Annotated in this window: 21 protein-coding genes; 4 read left to right on the top strand and 17 right to left on the bottom strand. The window is 65.2% G+C overall.

Going from position 1 to position 19511, the window contains the following annotated elements; genetic code table 11:
- Positions 1-123 precede the first annotated feature (123 nt).
- Positions 124-1122 carry a lysophospholipid acyltransferase family protein gene (locus QZY44_RS09800; RefSeq protein ID WP_295445647.1) on the bottom strand — a complete coding sequence of 333 codons (999 nt, stop codon included), beginning with the start codon at positions 1120-1122 and terminating at the stop codon, positions 124-126.
- Between the two features lie 124 nt (positions 1123-1246).
- On the opposite strand from QZY44_RS09800, the gene QZY44_RS09805 reads away from it, so the two are divergent.
- Entirely contained in the window at positions 1247-1675 is a 429-nt protein-coding gene (locus QZY44_RS09805; RefSeq protein WP_295445649.1) for a rhodanese-like domain-containing protein, read from the top strand.
- Positions 1676-1725: 50 nt separating this feature from the next.
- Here the strand turns inward: QZY44_RS09805 and iscX are convergent, their stop codons facing one another.
- From iscX to QZY44_RS09855, 10 genes are all read right to left on the bottom strand, one after another.
- Positions 1726-1920, bottom strand: a complete 195-nt coding sequence (iscX, locus tag QZY44_RS09810; RefSeq protein WP_365303873.1) for a Fe-S cluster assembly protein IscX — start codon at positions 1918-1920, stop codon at positions 1726-1728.
- Positions 1921-2054: 134 nt separating this feature from the next.
- On the bottom strand, positions 2055-2393 hold the full coding sequence (gene fdx / locus QZY44_RS09815) for an ISC system 2Fe-2S type ferredoxin (protein ID WP_295445653.1): 339 nt from the start codon (positions 2391-2393) through the stop codon (positions 2055-2057).
- Complete coding sequence (gene hscA, locus QZY44_RS09820; protein WP_295445655.1) at positions 2393-4300, bottom strand: Fe-S protein assembly chaperone HscA; 1908 nt, start codon at positions 4298-4300, stop codon at positions 2393-2395. The genes fdx and hscA overlap by 1 nt, the downstream gene beginning before the upstream one ends.
- Before the next feature lie 67 nt (positions 4301-4367).
- Complete coding sequence (gene hscB / locus QZY44_RS09825) at positions 4368-4913, bottom strand: Fe-S protein assembly co-chaperone HscB (RefSeq protein ID WP_295445657.1); 546 nt, start codon at positions 4911-4913, stop codon at positions 4368-4370.
- Positions 4914-4938: 25 nt separating this feature from the next.
- Positions 4939-5262, bottom strand: coding sequence for an iron-sulfur cluster assembly protein IscA (iscA, locus tag QZY44_RS09830; RefSeq protein ID WP_295445659.1), 324 nt, complete (start codon positions 5260-5262; stop codon positions 4939-4941).
- 113 nt (positions 5263-5375) lie between these two features.
- Positions 5376-5762: a Fe-S cluster assembly scaffold IscU gene (gene iscU / locus QZY44_RS09835; RefSeq protein ID WP_295445661.1), complete on the bottom strand. Its 387-nt coding sequence runs from the start codon at positions 5760-5762 to the stop codon at positions 5376-5378.
- 354 nt (positions 5763-6116) lie between these two features.
- The gene (locus tag QZY44_RS09840; RefSeq protein ID WP_295445663.1) at positions 6117-7331 is read right to left on the bottom strand and encodes an IscS subfamily cysteine desulfurase; all 1215 of its coding nucleotides are present in this window, start codon (positions 7329-7331) and stop codon (positions 6117-6119) included.
- 118 nt (positions 7332-7449) lie between these two features.
- Complete coding sequence (locus QZY44_RS09845) at positions 7450-7941, bottom strand: Fe-S cluster assembly transcription factor (RefSeq protein WP_295445665.1); 492 nt, start codon at positions 7939-7941, stop codon at positions 7450-7452.
- Between the two features lie 85 nt (positions 7942-8026).
- Positions 8027-8842, bottom strand: coding sequence for a serine O-acetyltransferase (gene cysE / locus QZY44_RS09850; RefSeq protein WP_295445667.1), 816 nt, complete (start codon positions 8840-8842; stop codon positions 8027-8029).
- Positions 8835-9674, bottom strand: coding sequence for a TrmJ/YjtD family RNA methyltransferase (locus tag QZY44_RS09855; protein WP_295445669.1), 840 nt, complete (start codon positions 9672-9674; stop codon positions 8835-8837). The genes cysE and QZY44_RS09855 overlap by 8 nt, the downstream gene beginning before the upstream one ends.
- Before the next feature lie 76 nt (positions 9675-9750).
- Between QZY44_RS09855 and QZY44_RS09860 the strand changes: the two genes are divergently transcribed.
- From QZY44_RS09860 to QZY44_RS09870, 3 genes are read left to right on the top strand one after another with little or no spacing between them, the layout of a single operon-like run.
- Entirely contained in the window at positions 9751-10548 is a 798-nt protein-coding gene (locus tag QZY44_RS09860; protein WP_295445671.1) for an inositol monophosphatase family protein, read from the top strand.
- Positions 10545-11063 carry a hypothetical protein gene (locus QZY44_RS09865; protein ID WP_295445673.1) on the top strand — a complete coding sequence of 173 codons (519 nt, stop codon included), beginning with the start codon at positions 10545-10547 and terminating at the stop codon, positions 11061-11063. The genes QZY44_RS09860 and QZY44_RS09865 overlap by 4 nt, the downstream gene beginning before the upstream one ends.
- A gap of 58 nt (positions 11064-11121) precedes the next feature.
- Positions 11122-11658, top strand: a complete 537-nt coding sequence (locus tag QZY44_RS09870) for a VTT domain-containing protein (RefSeq protein ID WP_295445675.1) — start codon at positions 11122-11124, stop codon at positions 11656-11658.
- 422 nt (positions 11659-12080) lie between these two features.
- On the opposite strand, the gene coaE is transcribed toward QZY44_RS09870, so the two are convergent.
- From coaE to acs, 6 genes are all read right to left on the bottom strand, one after another.
- Positions 12081-12677, bottom strand: a complete 597-nt coding sequence (gene coaE, locus QZY44_RS09875) for a dephospho-CoA kinase (RefSeq protein ID WP_295445677.1) — start codon at positions 12675-12677, stop codon at positions 12081-12083.
- A gap of 15 nt (positions 12678-12692) precedes the next feature.
- Positions 12693-13565, bottom strand: a complete 873-nt coding sequence (locus tag QZY44_RS09880) for an A24 family peptidase (RefSeq protein WP_295445679.1) — start codon at positions 13563-13565, stop codon at positions 12693-12695.
- Positions 13566-13677: 112 nt separating this feature from the next.
- Positions 13678-14937 carry a type II secretion system F family protein gene (locus QZY44_RS09885; RefSeq protein ID WP_295445681.1) on the bottom strand — a complete coding sequence of 420 codons (1260 nt, stop codon included), beginning with the start codon at positions 14935-14937 and terminating at the stop codon, positions 13678-13680.
- Between the two features lie 5 nt (positions 14938-14942).
- Positions 14943-16655, bottom strand: coding sequence for a type IV-A pilus assembly ATPase PilB (gene pilB / locus QZY44_RS09890; RefSeq protein WP_295445683.1), 1713 nt, complete (start codon positions 16653-16655; stop codon positions 14943-14945).
- A 197-nt stretch (positions 16656-16852) separates the two neighbouring features.
- Positions 16853-17686 (bottom strand): NYN domain-containing protein, encoded by an 834-nt coding sequence (locus QZY44_RS09895; protein ID WP_295445685.1) that lies wholly within the window; start codon positions 17684-17686, stop codon positions 16853-16855.
- A gap of 294 nt (positions 17687-17980) precedes the next feature.
- Positions 17981-19511, bottom strand: a 1531-nt coding sequence (gene acs, locus QZY44_RS09900; protein ID WP_295445687.1) for an acetate--CoA ligase, incomplete at its 5' end; no start/stop codon positions are given.

The following is a 19511-nucleotide window of genomic DNA, read 5'->3' on the forward strand; positions in this document are numbered from 1 at the left end:
CGGACCTTGGTCATCGTTGCGGCCCTTGCGGCAACCCGTCGCGGCCTGGGGGCCGCTCCTGCGCGGGTAGGAGCGGCCCCCAGGCCGCGACGAATGTTCGCGAGGTGGCCGGAATAACGACGATCACGGCCCCGGTATGGCTGGTGTCGCCCGCTGGCTCGGCTGGCGCTCGATCAGTGCGAGCAAGCGCCGGTCATTAAGTGGTCCGTCATAGACGCCAGCGAGGCCCGGCGGCCGGCGCCGGTAGCGCTTATAGGGCCACACATACTGCTCGGGGCAGACCGCGACGCACTGTTCGATGCCGCGGTTTAGCGCGGTTGCCGCGATCACATCGTCGTCGCTGTCGATGCCGGCCGGGGCGGGGATGCAGTGCACACGAAACCCCGCGTCACCCGGCAGGCGCTCGGCGAACATGAAGATCACCGGGGCGCCGGTGCGCCGCGCCAGTCGATTCACCAGCAGCATCGTGAAGGCGGGGATGCCGAACAGTGGGGCGAAGACGGCCCCTTTGTCTTCCTTGGGCTCCTGGTCCGGCAGCACGCCGACATAGTCGCCGCGCTCCAGTGCCTGGACCAGCACGCGGATGCCCCGCGCGGTGATGGGGGCGAGCTGCGCGCCGCAGCGCCGCCGGGCGGCCAGGATCAGGCTGTCCAGATAGCGTTGGGGCTTGTAGAAGATCGCCGTGGGTCCCTGGCGGGCCAGGTGCAGACCGGCCAATTCCCAGGCCCCCAGGTGGGGTGAGAGTACGATCAGGCCCTTGCCCGGTTGGCGGCGCAGGAACTCGGCGCCGCGCACCTCGCGTACCAAGTCATGGACCTGCGGTAGCGGGCGCAGCCACAGATAGCCGATCTCCAGATAGGTCTTGCCGAATTCGATCAGATTGCGGTTGCGCAGCCGGATCAGTTCGGCGTGGTCCAGGTCCGGCAGACAGAGCTTTAGATTGATCAGGGCGTTGCGCCGCTGGCGGTTGGGCCAGTGGATGAAGACCCAGCCGACCCAGGCGCCCAGGCGGTGGAGCACCGACAGCGGCAGGCGCGCGACCGATTGCACCAGGGTGCGGGCGATGCGGTCGATCACCGCGATCCGCAGGCGCCGCCAGGCGCTGACCTTTCTTCTCGCCACCGGCTCCACTCCTGTTATGGCGCGGCCAGCGGCCGCCGCCAGTTGATACACTGTCGGTTTCGCGGCGCCCGCGCGTGAGTGGCGTGCGACGCACGATCATGACCACCAATCGAGGTATTCCCGCGTGAGTGACGATCACCCAAAAGGCCTGACCCCGCAAGAGGCCCACCGGCTGTTGCAAGAGCACCCCCAGGCGGTCCTGGTGGACATCCGCTCCACCATGGAATTTCTGTTCGTCGGCCACCCCAAGGGGGCGGTGCATATCCCCTGGATCGACGAACCGGACTGGGTCGTCAACCCCCACTTCATCACCGAGATCCGTAAGCTGCTCCTGGGCGGGGTCGCCAACGAGCCGGACCACCCGGGCGCCCCGGTGATCCTCATCTGCCGCAGCGGCAAGCGCTCGCTGGAGGCCGGCCGGGCACTGATCAAAGACGGGGTCACGTCGGTGTTCCATATTGACGAGGGATTTGAGGGCGACCTCGACGAGCACCACCACCGCGGCAGCACGGGCGGTTGGCGCTTCCGCGGACTCCCCTGGGAGCAGTGCTGAGAGGCGCTCTTTGGTTGCCCCCGGCCCCGTCGGCGGGGGAGGGGGCCAGACTACTCCCGCTCCTCGATCCAGGCGACTTGAATGGCCTCGAGCACCTTCTCACCGGAGCGGGCCGGGTCGTCCGCGAACTCGGGGAGCGACTCGACCCAGGTGCGCAGGTCCACAAAATTGAGAAAGCGCGGGTCCCGTTCGGGGTGCGCATCCTCCAGCGCGATGGCGATCTCCCGGGTGTCGGTCCACTTCAGTGCCATGGGCGGTTCTCCGATGAATGAAAGGAGCGGGGGCGTCCCGCCCCCGTGGCGAGGATGGCGGGGCGGCCCGCCCCGACTCCTTTGGTCAACAGCCGAATTCTAGCGTGGTAACAGTCTGGCGCGCGATCCTACCGCCGCTCCGACACCATGTTGAGCGTGTAGAGCGGGATCTCGATCACCAGGTCGTCCTCCCCGACCAGGGCCTGGCAGCTCAGACGGGACTCCGGTTCCAGGCCCCAGGCGCGGTCCAGCAGGTCCTCCTCCAGGTCATCGGCGGGTGTGAGCGAGTCGCCACCCGCGCGCACGATGACATGGCAGGTGGTGCAGGCGGCGCAGCGGTCACAGGCGTGTTCGATCTCGATCCCCTGGGCCAGCGCGGCATCACAGATGCTCACCCCCGGCTCGGCCTCGATCACCGCCCCTTGCGGACAGATGGTCTCATGCGGCAAGAAGGTTAGGCGCGGCATCAGTGTGTCTCCTGCGCTGGGACAAAATCGGCGACCCGGCGCCCGGCCATGGCCGCGTGGATGGTCTGATTCATGCGCCGCTCCACATAGAAGGCACAGGCACGCTCCAGGGCGGCGATGGCCTCGGCGATCACGGTGACCTCGGTGCTGGTTTCCGTGGCTTCGAGCCGGGCCAGGGCCGCGTCCACCCGGGCGCGCTCGGCGTCGCTCAGGAGCAACTCGCCGTCGCGGGCGAGCGCCGAGCGCAGGGCCTCGCGCACCCGCTGTGCGTCGACGCGCTGCTCGTGCAGGCGCCGGGCGACCAGGTCATCGCCTGCGTGCTCCATGGAGGCGCGCAACATGGACTCGATCTCCGCGTCGCTCATGCCGTAGGACGGTTTGACCTCGACCCGTGCGCTAACCCCGCTGGTCTGCTCGGTCGCGCCCACCCGCAAGAGCCCGTCGGCGTCGATCTCGAAGGTGACGCGGATGCGCGCCGCCCCGGCGACCATCGGCGGGATGCCGCGCAGTTCAAAGCGGGCGAGCGAACGGCAGTCCGCCACCAGGTCGCGCTCGCCCTGGAGTACATGGATGGCGATGGCGGTCTGGCCGTCCTTGAAGGTCGTGAATTCCTGATAGCGGGCCGCCGGGATGGTGGTGTTGCGCGGGATCAGCGGCTCCACCAGGGCGCCCATGGTCTCGATCCCGAGCGAGAGTGGGATCACGTCCAGGAGCAGCAGGTCGTCTCCCGGGCGGTTGCCGGCCAGGAGATCCGCCTGAATCGCGGCACCGATGGCCACCACCCGGTCCGGGTCGATGTCGGCCAGGGGCTCCCGGCCGAATAGCTCAGCCACCCGTTCGCGCACGCGCGGGACCCGGGTGGAGCCGCCCACCAGGACCACTGCGTCGATGTCGGCGATGCCCACCCGGGCGTCGCGCAGCGCCCGGCGGCAGGCGGTGAGGGTGCGGGCAATCAGTGCGTCGATCAGGGTGTTGAAGGTCGCGCGATCCAGGGTTCCGGTCCAGCGGCCCCCGTTCGGCAGGTCCACCTCCAGGGTGGCGCTCGGTTCGCGGCTCAGCCGTTCCTTGGCGGCACAGGCGACCTGCATCAGCCGGCGCAGGGTGCCCGGATCAATCCCGGCATCGGCTCCGGAGTCGGCGCCGATTCCGGCCTGTTCCAGTACCCAATGGGCCACCGCCCGGTCGAGGTCATCACCGCCGAGCGCCGAGTCGCCCCCGGCGGCCAGGACCTCAAAGACCCCGCGGGTCAGCCGCAGGATGGAGATGTCGAAGGTGCCCCCGCCCAGGTCGTAGACCGCATGTACACCCTCCTTGCCGTCGAGGCCATAGGCGACGGCGGCGGCGGTCGGTTCGCTCAAGAGTCGCAAGACCTTGAGTCCGGCGAGCGTCGCCGCGTCCTTGGTCGCCTGGCGCTGGGCATCGTCGAAATAGGCCGGCACCGTGATCACCACCCCGGTCAAGGGGCCGCCCAGGGTCTCCTCACCGCGCCGCGCCAGGGTCTTCAGGACCTCGGCCGAGACCTGCACCGGGGTCAGGTCACCGCCCGCCGTGCGGATGCGCGGGACTGCCGCGTCGGTGTCGACGAAGCAATAGGGCAGCTGCCCACCCAGTCGGTGGACGTCGGTCAGGCCCCGCCCGATCAGCCGCTTGGCCGAGGCGATGGTGTTGAGTGGGTCAGCGGCGGCGGCGTCGCGCGCCGCCTGCCCGACCAGCGGCGCGGCCGTGGCCGAGAAGCGCACCACGGACGGCAGCAGGTGGCGGCCCTGCGCATCGGCCAAGGTCTCGGCCACGCCGCCGCGCACGCTGGCGATCAGCGAGTTGGTGGTCCCCAGATCGATGCCCGCGGCCAGCCGGTGCTGATGGGGGGCAGCCGACTGGCCGGGTTCAGCGATCTGTAATAGTGGCATCGGGTCTCTAGGTCGCGCTCATGGGTCAGGGAAGATGGATGGTCCGCACGGTGGACCAACACTCAAATTAGTAGCGCCCGTCGATCGCCGATTCGAGCGCTTCGGCGTCGCGTCGGCACTTGTCCAGGAACTGGAGCTTGCGCACGATCTCTCGGGCGGTGTCCAGGTTGGCGGGGGAGGGCTCGGCAAACAGCCCCTCCAACTCCTTGTCGAGGGCTACGCTCTGTTCCGCCAGGTGGGTCAGGACCCTGGCCACCGCGGCGTCTGGATTGGGGCCGCCCTGGGCCTCCGCCAGGGTCTCGCGCAACTCCATCTGTTCCATCAGGAAGGCCCCGTCTTTGCTGGTCTCGGTGGTGTTGCCGGGGTCGCCGGTATGCAGGGCCAGCAGGTACTTGGCCCGGGCCAGGGGGTCTTTGAGGGTCCGATAGGCCTCGTTGACCTGGGTCGACGCCTGGAGTGACCAGCGCTTCTCGTGGTCCGCCGCTACGGCGAAGCGGTCGGGGTGGGTCGCCGCCTGGAGGGTGCGATAACCCTCCGCCAGGCGCTTGGCGTCCAACGCGAAGCCCACGGGCAGGTCGAACAGTTCGAAATAATTCTTGGAGAAGTCCAACACGGCAGCATCCGGCAGGTAAAGCGGGCTAGACGTTGAAGCTCTCACCGCAACCGCAGCCGTGCTTGGCATTGGGGTTGTTGAAGCGGAAGCCCTCGTTCAGGCCCTCGCGGCCGAAATCGAGCTCGGTCCCATCCAGATAGAGCAGGCTCTTGGGGTCGACGATGACCTTCACGCCATGATCCTCGAAGACTTGGTCGTCGGGTCCCAGGGTATCGACGAATTCCAGCACATAGGCCATGCCGGAGCAACCGGAGGCGCGCACGCCCAAGCGGATGCCCAAGCCCTTGCCGCGGTTGGTGAGTGAGCGGCTGACATGGTCGGCAGCGGCGGTGGTCAGTGAGATAGCCATGGGAGGTCCTCCGGGATCGATAATCCCAAGGGCGGGGAGTGTGTCCCCGCGTGGCGAGATCCTAGGCCCTTTGGGAGCGCTAGAGCAAGACTTCAACGGTGCGGGGTCTGTTCTCAGGCGGTCTTGCGTTTGGCGGCATAATCGTTTATCGCCGCCTTGATGGCGTCCTCCGCCAGCACCGAGCAGTGGACCTTGACCGGGGGCAGGGCCAGTTCGTCCGCAATCTCCTGATTCTTGATCTGGCGCGCCTCCTCCAGGGTCTTGCCCTTGACCCACTCGGTGAGCAGGCTGCTGGAGGCGATGGCGGAGCCACACCCATAGGTCTTGAAGCGGGCATCCTCGATCACCCCCGCGTCGTTCACCTTGATCTGCAAGCGCATCACGTCCCCGCAGGCGGGGGCGCCGACCATGCCGGTGCCGACCTGCGGGTCGTCCTTCGCGAACGAGCCCACGTTACGCGGGTTCTCGTAGTGGTCAAGCACCTTGTCACTGTATGCCATCTGGTTTCACCTTGTGTCTATGCCGTCCACCGACAGCCGTTCTCGCTATAGCTAGGCAGAGATCTGGTCTCGCGCATCAAACATCAAGCCAAGGTGCCCTCGTAGGGCGTTCCGCCTTGTCTTGCGACCCGCCTAAGCCCCGAAGGGGCGCAAGATGCCAGCCCAGGGCAACGCCCTGGGATAGCATCGTGTTATTGGTCCAGCCCTGAAAGGGCGTGACATACGGGGCTCCACCGTTATGTCACGCCCTTTCAGGGCTGGACTCCCTTATCGACCTCAGACCCAGGGCGCTGCCCTGGGCTGGTATGTTTGACCCCGTTGGGGTCGGTGCGCAACCGCGGGTGAAGTCGGGCGCTAGTGCCCCACCCACTGCACTGATTTGAGGTCCACCCCATCCTGGTACATCTCCCACAGGGGCGAGAGTCCGCGCAGACGCTCCACCTGGGTGCGGATCTTGGCGATGGCGTAATCGACCTCGTCCGCGGTGGAGAAGCGCCCCAGGGTGAAGCGGATCGAGCTATGGGCCAGTTCGTCCTCGCGTCCGATGGCGCGCAGCACATAGCTCGGCTCCAGGCTGGAGGAGGTACAGGCGGACCCAGACGACACCGCAAGGTCCTTCAGGGCCATGATCAGCGATTCGCCCTCCACATAGGCGAAGCTGACATTGAGGTTGCCGGCCACCCGCCGCTGCGTGTCACCGTTGAGGTACACCTGCTCCATGTCCTTGAGCCCGTCCCACAGGCGTTGGCGCAGGGCCAGCACCCGGGCATTCTCGTCGGCCATCTCCAGACGGGCGATCCGGAACGCCTCGCCCATCCCCACGATCTGGTGGGTGGCCAGCGTGCCGGAGCGCAGGCCGCGCTCGTGGCCGCCGCCATGCATCTGCGCCTCAATGCGCACCCGCGGTTTGCGCCGGACATAGAGTGCGCCGATGCCCTTGGGGCCGTAGGTCTTGTGGGCCGAGAACGACATCAGGTCGACCGGCAGGGTCTTGAGATCGATCGCGACCTTGCCCGTGCTCTGGGCGGCGTCCACATGCAAAAGTGCGCCGCGCGCACGGGTTAACTCACCGATGGCGGTAAGATCCTGGATGACGCCGATCTCGTTGTTGACATGCATCACGGACACCAGGATGGTGTCGTCGCGAAGTGCGGCCGCGAGCCGGTCGAGATCGATCAGACCGTTGGGTTCCGGGTCCAGATAGGTGACCTCAAAGCCCTCCCGCTCCAACTGGCGGCAGGTATCGAGCACTGCCTTATGCTCGGTCTTGACCGTGATCAGATGCCGGCCGCGCTTGCCGTAAAAATGGGCCGCGCCCTTGATGGCCAGATTGTTGGACTCGGTGGCGCCGGAGGTCCAGGCGAGCTCCCGGGGGTCCGCGTTGACCAGTTCGGCCACCTGGCGGCGGGCGTCTTCCACCGCGGTCTCGGCGGCCCAGCCGAAGGCGTGTGAGCGAGATGCCGGATTGCCGAAGGTGCCATCGCGCGTGAGACAGGCGCACATCAGCTCCGCCACCCGCGGGTCGACCGGGGTCGTGGCGGAATAATCCATATAGATCGGAAGCTTCATGGGGAACTCCGCACCGCCGCGGCGGCGCCACCGGGGCGGCAGGCCCGCGGGCGACGGCTCACCACGCGGCCGGTCAGGCGGTTGGTTGGCAAGATGATGAGGGTTGAATGAGCACCCGTCAGGCGGGTGCCGCAGCGGCGTTGGTGCTCGGGTCCAAAGGCAGGCCGATCTCGGCGCTGGCCGCCGCGCGTGCGCGCGCGGCCGCTGCGGCGCGGCGGTCGATGAGCTCTTGGAGGGTAATGCCCTCCAGGTACTCTTGGATGCGGACGCTTAAGTCGCGCCACAGCTCGTGGGTCAGGCAGGGCTCGCCATCCTGGCAATTTCCGGCCCGGTTGCAGCGGGTGGTGTCGATCGTTTCATCCACGGCGGCGATCACCTCGGCGACCGGGATCTCGCCGGCCGGGCGCGCCAGATTGTAGCCCCCGCCGGGACCACGCACGCTGGTGACCAGGGTGCCGCGCCGCAGTTTGGCGAAGAGTTGCTCCAGGTAGGACAGCGAGATTCCCTGGCGCTGGGCGATGTCGGCCAGCGCGGTCGGCCCCTTACCGTAATTGAGGGCCAGATCCAGCATCGCGGTAACGGCGTAGCGGCCTTTGGTGGTCAGTCTCATATCGGCCCTCTCATGCGCAACTTACTCCCGGGTAGGGATTTTGCGCACATGGTACGTTAACCAAGCGCGCTGATCAATTAATGACTCAGGCGGACGGCGGTGCGCCGCCGTGGGGTGCGGTTGGCACCGCTACGGCTGGGCTGTCCGCTGCACTGGGGGAGTCGATAATGGCCGCGTCCAGGTCCGCGTCATGGTCGAAATGATCCATGATTCCGCGTGCCTCCAAGGCCCGGGACATGGCCTCCAAGCGGCTGTCCATGTGGTGGATGTGGTCGAGCAACCGGTTGATGGCATTGGCCACCGGGTCCGGGGTGTCACGGGTGGCACCATAGGCGTCGAAGCCGATCCGCGCGGCGGTGTCGGCGCGGCGGCGGCGGTCCGCGTCCTGCTCGCACTCGATGATCCGCCCGGGGATCCCGACCACCGTGGCCCCCGGCGGGACCGTCTTGACCACGACCGCGTTGGAGCCGATGCGCGCCCCATCGCCGATGGCGATGGGTCCCAGTACCTTGGCCCCGGCGCCGACGACGACTTCGCGCCCGAGGGTCGGGTGGCGCCGGCCCTTCTGCCAACTGGTGCCGCCCAGGGTCACGCCGTGGTAGAGGGTGCAGTCGTCGCCGATGACTGCAGTCTCCCCGATCACCACACCCATGCCGTGGTCGATGAACACCCGTCGGCCGATCACCGCCCCGGGGTGGATCTCGATGCCGGTGAACAGCCGCGCCACGTTCGACAGCACCCGTGCCGGCCATTTGAGGTCGTGTATCCACAACCAGTGGGTCGCCCGATGGGCCAGTACGGCATGGAGTCCGGGGTAGGTGGTCAGGACTTCGAAGCGGGTGCGGGCCGCGGGGTCACGTTCAAAAACGCTCGCGATATCTTCTCTGAGCCGGTCAAACATGGGGTTCCTTGGGCTGTTGATCCGCTGCCGGTGGCGGTGTCGCGCTGCGGCGTCGCGCGCCTTTGCGCCCCTGGGCGGCGCTCAGGATGCCCCGCAGTATGTTGAGCTCCACCGGATCGGGACGCGCCCGGTTGAACAGTTGCCGCAGCCGCATCAGCAGCTTGGTCGACTGGTCCGGGTGGCCGAAACCGATGTCCATCAGCGTTTGTGCCAGATGGGTGTGGAAGCCTGCCAGGGCCTCGGCGGTCGCGAGCGCTCGGGGTTGCGCCGCCAACTGCTCGCTACGGCCTTCCCGCCAGGCGCGGCGGACCTCATAGGCGAGGACCTGCACGGCGGCGGCCAGATTGAGCGAGGAGAATCCCGGGTCGGTCGGGATCTGCACCAGTTGGTGGCAGCAGCCCAGTTCATCATTGGTCAGCCCGGAATTCTCCCGCCCGAAGACCAGGGCGACCTCCCCCAGCGTGGCCTCCGCGAGCAGCAGGCGCGCCGCCGCTGGTGGGTCCAGCAGCGGCCAGGCGAGCGAGCGCGGCCGGGCGCTGGTCCCGATCACCAAGCGGCAGCCGGTCAGCGCCCCGACCAGGTCCGGGTGGACCCCGGCGTGTTGCAGCAGGTCGTCCGCCCCGGCGGCCTGGGCCAGGGCCTGCGCATCGGGCGGGTGGCGCGGGTTCGCCAGCTCCAGGCGCGTGAGACCCATAGTCTTCATGGCCCGGGCGGCGCTACCCAGATTGCCGGTATGGGTGGTCCCCACCAGCACGCAGCGGATGCGCTCCAGCGTTGTGCTGGGGGGGGCGATATGGGGGGAAGCGGGGGGCAAAATGATTGGCTCAGTCATGGGGCGACAAGTTCTTCAGAATATCACTCCATTGTCAATCTTTGATCGCCGCGCGCCTTGGGGTATTGTGTCGAGCATGAATCCGACCCTAAATATTGCTATCCGTGCCGCCCGTGCCGCAGCCAAGGTGCTGCTGCGTTACTACGAGCGGGTCGATCAGGTCAAGGCCCAAACCAAGGGCCGCAACGACTTTGTCACCGAGGTGGACCGCAGCGCCGAACAGGTGATCATCCAGGAGTTGCGCGCCCGCTTCCCCAATCACGCGATCCTCGCCGAGGAGAGCGGCGCCCAAGGCCAGGGCGACTTCGAGTGGATCATCGATCCACTGGACGGGACCACCAACTATCTGCACGGTTTTCCCCAGTTCGCCGTCTCCATCGCCCAGCGCCACCGCGGCCAGCTGGAGTGTGCGGTGGTCTATGATCCGTTGCGCGAGGAACTCTTTACCGCCGCCCGCGGTGAGGGCGCCCAGCTCAACGATCGGCGCTTGCGCATCGCCACTCGGCCATCGCTGGAGGGCGCCTTGATCGGTACCGGCTTCCCCTTCCGCGACCAGCGCCACATTGACGCCTATCTCGCCATGTTCAAGGACATGACGCTCAACACCGCCGGGTTGCGTCGCCCCGGCTCGGCCGCCCTGGACCTGGCCTGGTTGGCCGCCGGGCGTACCGATGGGTTCTGGGAGCTCGGCCTGTCCCCCTGGGACTTTGCCGCCGGTGCCCTGTTGGTGACCGAGGCCGGCGGTACCGTGACGGACCTGTCCGGCGGCAGCCGCTATTTCGATACCTGCAACCTGGTGGCCGGCAACCTCAAGATCCACCAGTCCATGCTCGAGCTGATCCGCCCGCACTTGGGCGGTACCCTGACTGCATGACCAACCCCTTATTCCGCCTGCTGCGGGCCGCCGTCCGCGGGCTCGGCCACTTGGCCGTTGGCTTGCTGGCGCTGCTGATCCTGTTCGAGGAATGGGGCTGGGAGCCGCTGCACCGCGCCCTGCTCCGGCTGGGCCGGCTACCGGTGGTGTGCCGGATCGAGGCGGCGATCACCCGACTGCCGCCACCGGCCGCGCTGGTGCTGCTGCTGCTACCGACGTTGGGACTGCTGCCGGTCAAGCTGGCGGCACTGTGGCTGATCGCCCGCGGCCAGCCGCTGACCGGCCTGGCGGTCGTCTTAGTAGCCAAGCTGATCGGTACCGCGGTGCTGGCGTGGCTGTTCGCACTCACCCAGCCGGCGCTGATGCGCATGCCATGGTTTGGCGCGGCTTACGGGCGCTGGTATGGCTGGAAGGAGGCGCTGCTGGCATGGGTCCGCGAATCCTGGGCCTGGCGGACCGGCCGCGTGGTCAAGCGGTTACTGCGCCGCTGGGTGGCGCGGTGGCAGCGCGTCTGAGGCGCCGCCCGGTGTAGGCCCGGCCGAGGCGGCTTCGACCTGCTGGAGGCGTCGCACGATGTCCGATCCGCTCTCTCATGCTTGGTTGGTGCATTGCGTGGTCCTGTTTTTTTTGACCATCTTTCACGAGGGCACGGCCATCGTCGCGGCCACCTTTGCCCATGTGCATTTCGGGCTGCCGACGGGTCTGGCCTTCTTGAGCGTCTACCTGGGTACCATTGCGGGAGACCTCACCATCTATGGTTTGGGACGCTTCGCCCGGTATAGCCCCCGGCTGCGGGCGCGCTTCATCGGTCCCCGAGTGGAACATGCCAAGGTATGGCTTGAAAGCCACCTGATCCGCATGATCGTGCTGTGTCGGGTCACACCCGGTCTGCTCTTTCCGACCTTCCTGGCCTGTGGCTGGTTCAGATTGCCGATTCCGCGTTTTGCCCTCTTGTCGGTACTCTCGGTCTCGATCTACACCCCGCTTGCCATGGCGTTGGTGTCACTGCTCGGGCAGTCACTGATGCAGCATTTTGGGCAATGGGTCTGGGCGGTCATCTTCATGCTGGCGCTGTTCTTTGGCGTGAGCGGGGTATGGCGGCGCCCGTAGGATCGGTAATTAAGTCTGGCCCCCGCCCGGTGAGGCTGGCGATGCAGATGCAGATGCAGATGCGGGACAGTGACAGGTATCGCGATCATTGTACCAATTCACTTGAGACTACGGAGTGCTGCCATGAAGAGCCGGTTTTTTCTTCTCTCATTATTCGCTATTGCCTCGCTGGCGAGCGCTGCCGACAACGAGATATCCTGCCGCAAGGAGGTTGGGCAGAGGATGGCCGCTGTCTATGTGAGACAGTGTCTCGAAGTGTCTCCCGCGACTCATCCCCCCTGCAATGTCCAGAATCCTTGTGCGATGATCAAGGACGAAATAAAGAGGGGTTGTGAGTCCCTCAAGGAACCGCAGGGGGATGATGGCCAAGCCCCTGGATTTTGTGATCGTTACTAACGCGGCCCATCGCTCAACGGAGCCGCTCAGACCGCTCCTGCCAGGGCCAGATACAGCTGATGCAGCCGCTTGATCTGCGGCCCCAATGCATCTGGTGCTCCCCGGTTATCGATCACCTCATTGGCCCGCGCCAGTCGCTCGGGGCGTGGTATCTGGCTGGCGACGATCCGCGAGACCTCGGCTACGCTGAGTGCGCTGCGGCGGCACACCCGTTCGATCTGGAGCTCCTCCGGGCAGTCTAGCGCCAGCACCCGATCCACCAGGGTCTCCTGACCGGTCTCAAACAGCAGTGGGATCATCAATAGCGCGTAAGGGGTCGGAAGTCGCGCCGCCCGCTCCAGCATCAGGGCGCGGATCGGCGGGTGCAGGATGGCTTCGAGCCGCCGGCGCGCCGCGGGGTCGGCGAAAACCAAGGCGCGCAGTGCGGCGCGGTCCAGTTGGCCGTCCGGCTGCAGGATGGCGGCGAACTCGCCGGCAATGCGGGCGAGGATCGCCGTGCCGGGCTCAGTCAGTTCCCGGGCCAACAGGTCGGTGTCGATAACCCCCGCGCCAAGTTGAGCGAACCGCTCGGCCACCGTGGACTTGCCGCTGCCGATCCCGCCGGTGAGTCCGACTTTGAACATGGGAGCGTAACCGACTCAGGCCAGACCGACGAAACGCAGATAGAGGTTGTTGATCGGCTCACCCCAGATCAGGCAGACCCAGCCGGCAACGGCCAGGAAGGGCCCGAAGGGCATCGGCGCGCCGCGTGCGTGGCGCCCGGTGACGATGAGCAGGGTGCCGAGCAGGGCACCGGCCAGCGCCGAGAGCAGGATGATCTGCAGCAGCGACTGCCAGCCGAACCAGGCCCCAAAGAGTGCCAAGAGCTTGAAGTCTCCATAGCCCATGCCCTCCTTGCCGGTGGCCAGACGAAAGAGTTGGAATACGCTCCAGAGGCTCAGATACCCAGCGGCGGCCCCGATAATCGCTGCACTCGGGTCCGTGAAGAGCCCGAACAGGCTCAGCAGCAGGCCGGCCCACAGCAGTGGAATGGTGATGGAGTCCGGCAACAACTGGGTATCGTAGTCGATGACGGCCAGCGCGATCAGCGCCCAGGTCAAGGGTAAGGCGGCCAGGGTCTGCGCGCTCAGCCCAAAATGCAGGACCACCAGCAGGGTGAGCGCCGCGGTGAGGCCCTCGATCAGCGGGTAGCGCAGGCTGATCGAGGCCTTGCACGCAGAACAGCGCCCGCGCAGTAACAGATAACTTAGGATCGGGATGTTCTCCAGCGCGCGGATGCGATGGCCGCAGGTCGGGCACTGGGACCGCGGTCGCGCTAGGCTGAGCACCGGCTCATCACTGCTGGCGGCCGGGTCGGCCAGCGCGGCGCACTCGCGGCGCCATCCCGCCTCCATGATCCGCGGTAAGCGCAGGATCACCACGTTGAGAAAACTCCCGATGATCAACCCCAGGGTCAGGGCCGCTCCATAGAGCAGGGGCGGGTTCTGGGCAAAGACTTCAATCCATGGCATGATCGGGCTCAGTGATTAGTGGCTAGTGAATAGTGGTCAATTGCTGGTGCTCAGTCATGCGCGAGTGTTCACGGGTTATCTTCAGCTAACCACTAGCCACTTAGCCACTGCCTCAGACGACCGCCGCGAGCTTGAAGATCGGCAGATACATCGCCACGACCAGACCGCCGATCAGGCCGCCGATGACCACCATGATCAGGGGCTCCATGAGGCTGCTCAGGCTGTCCACCGCGTTATCCACCTGCTCCTCATAGAAATCGGCGACCTTGGCGAGCATGTCGTCCAGGGCGCCGGACTCCTCGCCAATGGCGGTCATCTGGATCACGATGTGAGGAAAGAGGTTACGTTGGCGCATGGCGAGTTGCAGTGACTGCCCGGTCGCCACCTCTTCGCGCATCTTGATCACCGCTTCCTGGTAGACGATGTTGCCGGTGGCTCCGGACACCGATTCCAGGGCCTCTACCAGGGGTACACCGGCGGCGAACATGGTCGACAGGGTGCGGGCGAAACGTGCCAGTGCCGCCTTGTTGAGGATGTTCCCGATGATTGGGAACTTAAGCATGGTGCGGTCCAGGATCGCGCGGAATTTGGCTGAGCGTTTGAAGACATAGCCGATTCCCCAAACCCCTGCGCCAATCCCGATGAAGAGCGCCCACCACCACGCTTGCAGCAGTTCGGACAGGCCGATGACCATCAGTGTAAAGGCCGGCAGGTCAGCCCCGAAGCTGCTGAACAAGGTCTTGAACTGGGGGATGACGAAGAGCAGGATGACGACCGTGACGATGATGGCGACGACGATGACCGCGGCGGGGTAAAACAGGGCCTTCTTGATCTTGCCCTTGATGGATTCAGTCTTCTCCTTGTAGTTCGCGATCTTGTCCAACAGGATGTCGAGCACACCCGCCTGCTCACCGGCGGCCACCAGATTGCAGAACAGGTCGTCGAAATAGAGCGGGTGCTTGGCCAGGGCCTCGGCCATGGCGGTGCCGCTCTCGATATCCTGTTTGATGGCGAGGATCAGGTCCTGCATCGACGGGTTTTCGTGTCCCCGACCGACGATGTCGAATGACTGTACCAGAGGGACACCCGCGGCCATCATGGTTGAGAGTTGACGGCTGAAGATGGCGATGTCACTGGCGGTGATCTTCTTCCCGCCGCCGAAGATTGACGTGGCCTTTTTCTTGACCTTGGTCGCATTGACCCCTTGGCGCCGCAGGTCCGCGCGCACGGTGGTGATGCTGGAGGCACGGGTCTCGCCCTTGACCTTGGCGCCGCGGCGGTCGGTTCCTTCCCAGGTAAAGACATAGGCCTTATCGGCCTTGAGCGGCGCCTTGGGTTGCGGCTTTGATCTCTGTGTTGCTGTCAGTGCCATGGCCGTCAATCCTTGGTGACTCGGTTGATTTCTGCCAGGCTGGTGGCCCCGGCCTTAACCTTGCGCAGTCCCGACTGCCGCAGGTTGGCGACCCCCTCGAGCGCCGCCTGCTCGGCCAATTGGAGCGCGTTACCACCCTCCATGATGAGTCGGCTGATCGCCTCGGATATCCCCATCACCTGAAATATGCCCACCCGGCCCTTGTAGCCCTTGTTACAGCGTTCGCACCCGACCGGGCGATAAATGGTGATGCCTTCCTCGACGTCCGCCTCCGTGAACCCCTCCTCGAGCAGGGCCTCGCGCGGCACATCCGCGGGTTGCTTACAGTGTGGACACAGCCGTCGGGTCAGGCGCTGGGCCATGATCAGCAGGATCGCGGAGGCGATATTGAACGGGGCCACGCCCATGTTGGCAAGTCGGGTGAGCGTCTGCGGGGCATCGTTGGTATGCAGGGTGGAGAGCACCATATGGCCGGTCTGGGCCGCCTTGACCGCGATCTCGGCCGTCTCCAGGTCGCGGATCTCGCCTACCATCAGGATGTCCGGGTCTTGGCGCAGGAAGGCGCGCAGGGCCGAGGCGAAAGTCAGGCCGCTACGGGGATTCAAGTTGACTTGGTTGATGCCGGGGACCTGGATCTCCACCGGGTCCTCGACCGTGGAAATGTTGACATCGGGCCGATTGAGGATGTTGAGTGCGGTATAAAGGGACACGGTCTTGCCGGAACCGGTGGGTCCGGTTACCAGCACCAGGCCATAAGGCTTGCTGATGGCGGAGAGGAAGAGTTCGCGCTGCTCCGGTTCAAAACCGAGCGCCTCGATTCCCACCTGTGCCGCCGTGGAGTCCAGGATCCGCAGGACCACCTTTTCCCCATAAAGGCAGGGCAGGGTGTTGACGCGAAAATCGATATCGCGGCTGCGGCTCAGCTTGAGTTTGATGCGCCCGTCCTGGGGGACCCGACGCTCGGCGATGTTCATCCGCGACATGACCTTGAGTCGCGCCACCAGGCGCCCGGCGATGTTGAGCGGTGGGTTGGCGACCTCGCGCAGCAGTCCATCCTGGCGGAAACGGATGCGAAAGTATTTTTCGTAGGGTTCGAAGTGGATGTCTGAAGCGCCGCCGGTGATGGCATCGACCAAGATCTTGTTGATGTAGCGCACGACCGGGGCCTCGTCTATGTTCAGGTCCGCATCGTCGTTTTTGTCCTCCTCATCCCCGGCAATCTCAAGGTTTTCCAGGTCCGTATCCATGAGGTCAGTCATGGTGGTGTCCTGGGCATCGATGGCGTGGTCGATGGCCGCCGAGAGTTTGTCCTCTTCTACCAGCACGGCATCGGTGGCGAGCCCCGTGTTGAAGCGGATCTCCTCCAGGGCCTGGCTGTTGGTGGGGTCCGACAGGGCGAGAAAGATGCGGTTGCCGCGGCGGAACAGGGGCAGTGCCCGGTGTTTGCGGATCAGCTTCTCATCGACCAGGTTCGACGGCATGTCGGCCAGGTCGATGGCGTTCAGGTCCAGGAGCGGGACGCCGAACTCATGAGACGCGGCAATGGCGATCTGCCGGCTGTCGAGCATTTTCTGATCGACGATATACTTGACGAATGGCTCGTGACGGCGCAACGCCTCGTTGGTTGCGGTCGTCGCCTGATCTTCGGTCAGCAAGCGGTCGCGTACCAGGCGCCAGGCGAGGCCCGAGGGTTTCATGGAGGTCTGATTGGTCGCCATTGCATGCCTGTTCGATTCGGGCGGCCCCACGGGGCGCGGGGCCACTATCCGAGCTGTACTGACCGTCACCGCTGCCTGCGATGACCGAAGCGATCGACGTGCCGCACCCTTCCCGCTGTCGGCACCCGGTTCCATCCCGGTCCCGCACGCGAATGCCTAGCCCTGACCGGGCTGGGCTTGCGGTATGTTAACGCATATTAACGGTTGACTGAAAATGCGAGCCTGACATTCTTGGCCACCAGTCCATTGTCCTTTTGCTCGCTCTCGTTGACATAGAACTCCAAGACGGTCTCCCGATTCATCAATAAATCCTCGGTGACGTCGTCAGCCAACTCGTTGACGTGACAGAAAACACTGACGTAGGGCGAACCCTCGGCCCGGGGGTCCGTGACCCACAGGTTGGGGGAGATGTGGTCCATGATCCGCAGAAAGCCGTAACCCTTATCCGCGATCCACTTGGTGCAGACCCCGCGGACACAGGAACCGGATTTGCCCCATTCATTGCGCGGCTCATAGGAGACGGGCACCAGATCGGGAATCAGGAAGCCGGAATAGAAGGCGTCCACTTCGCGCTGCAGATCGCGGGAGACGTTCTTGAAGCCGATCAGTTCCACCCGACAGCCCTTGTTCTGCAGGGCATTCACGACTTGGATGAAGTCACCGTCGCCGGTGACCAGCAAGACCTGATCGAGCTTGTCGGCCTGCAGCATGGCATCCACCGCCATATCGAGATCTGCGTTGGCCTTGGTGGTCACATTGCCGGCCTCGTCGGTGTAGCGACGCACCAGCTTGACCGTGATCTTCCAGCCGAAGTCCCGCACCATCTGTTGATAAATGCGCGACTTCTTGGCGTATTCCATATCCTCCCGGGCGCGTTCCGCATCGAAGGCCATATAGGTGTTCAAACGTTGCAGGACACCCTGCTCGCGGGCGGCGAACCGGCGCAAGACGTCATAACGCATCTGGTAGCCGCCGTTGTAACGGACATTTTCGGCGTCGACAAAGACGCCCACACGTCGATGAGAAGTCAATATAACCTCTGAAAAAAATAAGTTAATCTGGAATCTGACGAGCTGGCGCACCGCCACTAAAGTAGGAACAAAGGCGGCGCCTTGATTCGCCGGCCGCGCCCGCCAGATGGAAAATGGACAGGATTAACAGGATTATTGAGGATTAACAAGATAATACAATGATGACTCAGCGCGAAAAATCCCGTAAATCCTGCGAAATCCTGTTAATCCTGTCCGTTTATCCGCGCTCGGTCGCCACATCGAATCAGACTTCATCAGGAGACGCACCGCGCGCAATGCGCGGTGCGTCCGGTCCTACCTGTTGGCGCGGCCCTCGATCAAATCGTTGACTACGGTCGGGTCGGCCAGGGTTGAGGTATCGCCCAGGCTGTCGATCTCGTTGGCCGCGATCTTGCGCAGGATACGCCGCATGATCTTGCCCGAACGCGTCTTCGGCAGGCTCGGTGCCCACTGGATGAGGTCGACGATGGCGATGGGCCCGATCTCTCCGCGCACCATGGCCACCAGTTCCTTCTTGAGTGCATCCGTGCCCTCAATACCCTGCATCGGGGTCACATAGGCATAGATGCCCTGACCCTTGATGTCGTGCGGATAACCCACCACCGCGGCCTCTGCCACATGCGGATGCAGCACCAGGGCCGACTCGATCTCCGCGGTCCCCAGGCGGTGGCCGGAGACATTGAGCACGTCATCGATGCGCCCAGTGATCCAGTAGTACCCGTCCGCGTCGCGGCGGGCGCCGTCACCGGTGAAATAGCTCCCGGGATACTGCTTGAAGTAGGTGTCGATGTAGCGCTGGTGGTCGCCATAGACGGTGCGCATCTGGCCCGGCCAGGGCTGGGTGAGCACCAGCGCCCCCTCGCCCGGTCCGTCGATCAGGGTGCCGGTGGCCGCATCCACCAGGGCTGGGACCACGCCGAAGAAGGGCTTGGTGGCAGAGCCCGGCTTGAGCGGCGTGGCGCCCGGCAGCGGGGTAATCAGGTGGCCGCCGGTCTCGGTCTGCCACCAGGTGTCCACGATCGGGCAGCGGTTGTCACCCACCACCCGATAGTACCACTCCCAGGCCTCCGGGTTGATCGGCTCGCCCACGGAACCCAGGATGCGCAGCGACTTGCGGGACGTCGCCTTGACCGGCTCCTCGCCGGCACGCATCAGCGAGCGGATGGCGGTGGGGGCGGTATAGAAGATGTTGACCTGATGCTTGTCCACCACCTGCCAGAAGCGCGACATGTCCGGATAGTTGGGGATGCCCTCGAACATCAGTGAAGTGGCGCCATTAGCCAGCGGGCCATACACGATATAGGTGTGCCCGGTGACCCAGCCCACGTCCGCCGTACACCAGTAGATCTCACCTTCCTGATAGTCGAAGGTATACTTGTGGGTCATGGCGGCAAACACCAGATAGCCGCCGGTGGTGTGCAGTGCGCCCTTGGGCTTGCCGGTGGAGCCGGAGGTGTAGAGGATGAAGAGCGGGTCCTCGGCGTCCATCGGCTCGGGTTCGCAGGCGGGGGCTGCCTTGGCCATCTCTTCGTGGTACCAGACATCGCGGCCGGCCTTCCACTCCACCTTGCCGCCGGTGCGGCGCACCACGATCGCGGTCGCGACGCTGGGGCATTCCTCCAGGGCGGTGTCGGCGTTCTTCTTCAAGGGCACATTGCGGCCGCCGCGTACGCTCTCATCGGCGGTGATGAGCACCCGGCAGTCGGAGTCGAGGATGCGGTCGCGCAGGCTGTCCGGGGAGAAGCCGCCGAAAACGATGGAGTGCACCGCGCCGACCCGGGTGCAGGCGAGCATGGCCACCGCCGCCTCCGGGATCATCGGCATA

The organism is uncultured Thiodictyon sp. (assembly GCA_903837595.1).
In the GTDB taxonomy this organism is placed as follows: domain Bacteria; phylum Pseudomonadota; class Gammaproteobacteria; order Chromatiales; family Chromatiaceae; genus Thiodictyon.

Excerpts from the sequence above, each read along its gene's own strand:
- fdx (WP_295445653.1), bottom strand. The coding sequence starts at position 2,393 with ATGCCGCGCCTAACCTTCTTGCCGCATGAGACCATCTGTCCGCAAGGG.
- hscA (WP_295445655.1), bottom strand. The coding sequence starts at position 4,300 with ATGCCACTATTACAGATCGCTGAACCCGGCCAGTCGGCTGCCCCCCAT.
- iscA (WP_295445659.1), bottom strand. The coding sequence starts at position 5,262 with ATGGCTATCTCACTGACCACCGCCGCTGCCGACCATGTCAGCCGCTCA.
- iscU (WP_295445661.1), bottom strand. The coding sequence starts at position 5,762 with ATGGCATACAGTGACAAGGTGCTTGACCACTACGAGAACCCGCGTAAC.
- QZY44_RS09840 (WP_295445663.1), bottom strand. The coding sequence starts at position 7,331 with ATGAAGCTTCCGATCTATATGGATTATTCCGCCACGACCCCGGTCGAC.
- QZY44_RS09845 (WP_295445665.1), bottom strand. The coding sequence starts at position 7,941 with ATGAGACTGACCACCAAAGGCCGCTACGCCGTTACCGCGATGCTGGAT.
- cysE (WP_295445667.1), bottom strand. The coding sequence starts at position 8,842 with ATGTTTGACCGGCTCAGAGAAGATATCGCGAGCGTTTTTGAACGTGAC.
- QZY44_RS09855 (WP_295445669.1), bottom strand. The coding sequence starts at position 9,674 with ATGACTGAGCCAATCATTTTGCCCCCCGCTTCCCCCCATATCGCCCCC.
- QZY44_RS09860 (WP_295445671.1), top strand. The coding sequence starts at position 9,751 with ATGAATCCGACCCTAAATATTGCTATCCGTGCCGCCCGTGCCGCAGCC.
- QZY44_RS09865 (WP_295445673.1), top strand. The coding sequence starts at position 10,545 with ATGACCAACCCCTTATTCCGCCTGCTGCGGGCCGCCGTCCGCGGGCTC.
- QZY44_RS09870 (WP_295445675.1), top strand. The coding sequence starts at position 11,122 with ATGTCCGATCCGCTCTCTCATGCTTGGTTGGTGCATTGCGTGGTCCTG.
- coaE (WP_295445677.1), bottom strand. The coding sequence starts at position 12,677 with ATGTTCAAAGTCGGACTCACCGGCGGGATCGGCAGCGGCAAGTCCACG.
- QZY44_RS09880 (WP_295445679.1), bottom strand. The coding sequence starts at position 13,565 with ATGCCATGGATTGAAGTCTTTGCCCAGAACCCGCCCCTGCTCTATGGA.
- QZY44_RS09885 (WP_295445681.1), bottom strand. The coding sequence starts at position 14,937 with ATGGCACTGACAGCAACACAGAGATCAAAGCCGCAACCCAAGGCGCCG.
- pilB (WP_295445683.1), bottom strand. The coding sequence starts at position 16,655 with ATGGCGACCAATCAGACCTCCATGAAACCCTCGGGCCTCGCCTGGCGC.